The following is a 3,029-nucleotide window of genomic DNA, read 5'->3' on the forward strand; positions in this document are numbered from 1 at the left end:
TACCGTCGCTGACATCGTGCAACGACACAGAGCTAACGCTTAGGGTGTCATTTCGCCCTCAGCCGGAACCGACCCCTAACACTCTATTTCCGTTGTCTTGACGAAAGAGACAGCGAGTATGTACGACCAAATCTACAGAAAGCACCTGATCTACTCATCGAGAGTAAGTAACTATGAATTTCCTTATGATCATGACCCTATGGTGGATATCGTCATTCATCACACACATGATGAAAGTTGGAAATATCAGAGAGTACGGCCCCACTAAAACCCATTTGCTGTTGATGGTTACTACGCTCCCTGCTGGCGTTGGTGTTTTTATCTATCCGATAGTAGAAGCGGTATGGGGAGAACTGTCATTGCTGAAAGTTATTGGTTATACCGTTTTATCCCTCATTGTCGGAGGGCTTGTTGGCAATATGATTGTTCGTGGATTATTTTCAACATCAATAGGGATTTTGCTCATAAACCCGTTGGCAATACTCTTCAGCATTGCGGGTATCGCATTCTTAATCGTGCAATATTTACCATAACATCTCTTGCCCGCACCGCCTGAGAAGCTCTCAGGGCGTTTCTGAGGACTCCGGCCTGAAACATACACCTTTCTGTGCCCATATCGAGAAAAAACGCCCCTGATGATTTCTGCGTACCTGCATGGCTATGCACTCAAGTGAATGAAGTAAGATTTCAGTCTGCGATCACCATAAAACCGGGAAAAAGCCGTATGACAAAACAGGAATCAGCCGCACTGAACATGGCAAAATTTATCCGGGCGCAGTCGCTGCTGCTGCTCGAAAAACTCGACGTGCTCGATCTTGATGACGAGGCAGCCGACTGTGAGCGAATGCACGAACAGGCAGAAGCGCTTTATCAGAAGCTGAGCGCACGCTTCGGTATACAGGACGGCGAATAAAGAGACGAAAAGAACGCTCACTTAGACGAAAAGCGTATCCAGGGCAACTATGTATATCCACCGTGTACATAGTCATGCCTGACGTTTTCGAGCAGGTCGAGCATGTAGGAACGACGAGCTTGATTGGTATCGGACACAATATGGCGATACGCCTCAAACATAACAGCACCCGCATCACCGCCCGAACGGCGAAGCATAGCGGAAATCATCCGCACAAAGAGCAGACGTTCATCGGGGCAAAGGTTCATAAGTTCTCCTGGTGAAAAACCAAACATGAAAGCACCCATCTATTAACGTCAGCTGTGAACGCTTCATTAGAAGAAAATAGGTAAACCCGGGAAAAAGATCCAAACGTTAACATCACAGGTAAACAGAAACGTCGGGTCGATCGGGAAATTCTTTCCCGGACGGCGCGGGGTTGGGCAAGCCGCAGGCGCGTCAGTGCTTTTAGCGGGTGTCAGGGCACAGCCCCGACACCCCAGAGCCGACTGTAGGTCACTGGGCGAACGCGGCGGAATGATGTCGGATGACGTCATTTTGCGGCGTTTGCCCTATCCTGCATCGTATTAAAAAATGCAGCTATGGCGCGTACGGTGCCAAAGATAAGCCCGGAGATATTCCGCTTCCTCGCTCACTGACTCGCTCCGCTCGGTCGTTCGGCTGCGGCGAGCGGGGAAAGCATGCCCGGGAATGGAAGCTACATGGGGTCCGCTTGGAAAAGGGAAAATAACCTACGCTAAGACTACTTTTTAACCAATCGGCTATTGGATATCACTCGGTTCGCGGGGCTACAGCGTTTCTGTGTCCGAAACCGAACGATTGCGTACACCATGCCAATAACATGTACGAAAGTAAGCAAAACTGTTAACGGACAGTCAGATCGTTCCGTACATCCCTTACGGTCAGGGGTTCGCGCTCAATGGAACGAAATCACTCGTTAAGCTCAAAACGCTTAACGTAGGAAAATTTCCGTTTTCCAAGCGGACCCCTACATTATCCACAGATTCAGGGGAGAAGCGGCAGAAGAACATGTGCGCAGGAAGAAAGGCCCGGAGAGAGGATCCCGGCGTTGCCGGTTTTCCATAGGCTCCGCCCCCCTGACAAGCATCACAGAATCGGACGCTCAAATCAGTGGTGGCGAAACCCGACAGGACTTAAAGATACCAGGCGTTTCCCCCTGGTGGCTCCCTCGTGCGCTCTCCTGTTCCTGCCTTTCGGTTTACCGGTGTCATTCCGCTGTTATGGCCGCGTTTGTCTCATTCCACGCCTGACACTCAGTTCCGGGTAGGCAGTTCGCTCCAAGCTGGACTGTATGCACGAACCCCCCGTTCAGTCCGACTGCTGCGCCTTATCCGGTAACTATCGTCTTGAGTCCAACCCGGAAAGACACGACAAAACGCCACTGGCAGCAGCCACTGGTAACAGGTTTGTGCGAGAGATGTGTTCAGAGTTCTTGAAGTGGCGGCCTGACTGAGGCTACACTGGAAGGACAGATTTGGTGACATGTCTCGCACAAGACTGTTACCACGGTTAGAGAATCTGCCAGGATTAACTAACCTTCGAAAAACCACCTGCCAGGGTGGTTTTTTCGTTTCCAGTGCAAGAGATTACGACGCAACAGAAAGGATCTCAAGAGGATCCTATCCCATCCCTCTCCCCCCAAAGGGAAACCAGCACCACTCCACGACACCATTTCTTTGAAAAAAATTATTGAACCCATTGATTTTAATAATAAAAAAAACAGATATAATCATGATCCACAATCACCCAACTTGGGTAATAAAATCAATGATTTATAGGTTAGGGATTTTATCAATATCGCTGCTTACAGCTGGTTGTGTTTCTACCAGCAATGTTCTTGAGTTAGGCAGGGATACATATACGGTTTCAGCAACTGCTGATGGTTTTAGAGATGCGGCATCAGCACGCCAAAGTGCCTTTAAAACAGGTTCTGAGAAATGTAATAGTCTCGGTAAAAAATTCCTGCTCACTAACGAAAACGTGGCTAACACCAGAATGGGGATAGATACCACAGTAACAGGGGTCGGTTCCGGCTGAGGGCGAAATGACACCCTAAGCTTTCGGTTCCTTGGGCCAAAGATATTCGCCAGTCAGT

At 49.2% G+C, this 3,029-nt stretch carries 4 protein-coding genes; 3 read left to right on the forward strand and 1 reads right to left on the reverse strand.

Going from position 1 to position 3,029, the window contains the following annotated elements:
- The first annotated feature begins 185 nt into the window (after window positions 1-185).
- Entirely contained in the window at window positions 186-533 is a 348-nt protein-coding gene (locus GF617_RS26615; protein ID WP_126530081.1) for a hypothetical protein, read from the forward strand.
- Window positions 534-724: 191 nt separating this feature from the next.
- A complete protein-coding gene (locus tag GF617_RS26620; protein WP_000165998.1) occupies window positions 725-913 on the forward strand; it encodes a Rop family plasmid primer RNA-binding protein in 189 nt (62 codons plus the stop codon).
- A 47-nt stretch (window positions 914-960) separates the two neighbouring features.
- Here the strand turns inward: GF617_RS26620 and GF617_RS26625 are convergent, their stop codons facing one another.
- Window positions 961-1,161 (reverse strand): hypothetical protein, encoded by a 201-nt coding sequence (locus GF617_RS26625; protein ID WP_101837055.1) that lies wholly within the window; start codon window positions 1,159-1,161, stop codon window positions 961-963.
- A gap of 1,504 nt (window positions 1,162-2,665) precedes the next feature.
- On the opposite strand from GF617_RS26625, the gene GF617_RS26630 reads away from it, so the two are divergent.
- Complete coding sequence (locus GF617_RS26630; RefSeq protein ID WP_203452767.1) at window positions 2,666-2,971, forward strand: hypothetical protein; 306 nt, start codon at window positions 2,666-2,668, stop codon at window positions 2,969-2,971.
- The last annotated feature ends 58 nt before the right edge of the window (window positions 2,972-3,029 follow it).

The sequence above is a fragment of the Lelliottia sp. RWM.1 genome (genome assembly GCF_016859735.1).
GTDB lineage: Bacteria > Pseudomonadota > Gammaproteobacteria > Enterobacterales > Enterobacteriaceae > Enterobacter.

Bases quoted from the DNA above. Each gene is read 5' to 3' on its own strand.
- GF617_RS26615 (WP_126530081.1), top strand. From the start codon at position 186: ATGATCATGACCCTATGGTGGATATCGTCATTCATCACACACATGATG.
- GF617_RS26620 (WP_000165998.1), top strand. From the start codon at position 725: ATGACAAAACAGGAATCAGCCGCACTGAACATGGCAAAATTTATCCGG.
- GF617_RS26625 (WP_101837055.1), bottom strand. From the start codon at position 1,161: ATGAACCTTTGCCCCGATGAACGTCTGCTCTTTGTGCGGATGATTTCC.
- GF617_RS26630 (WP_203452767.1), top strand. From the start codon at position 2,666: ATGATCCACAATCACCCAACTTGGGTAATAAAATCAATGATTTATAGG.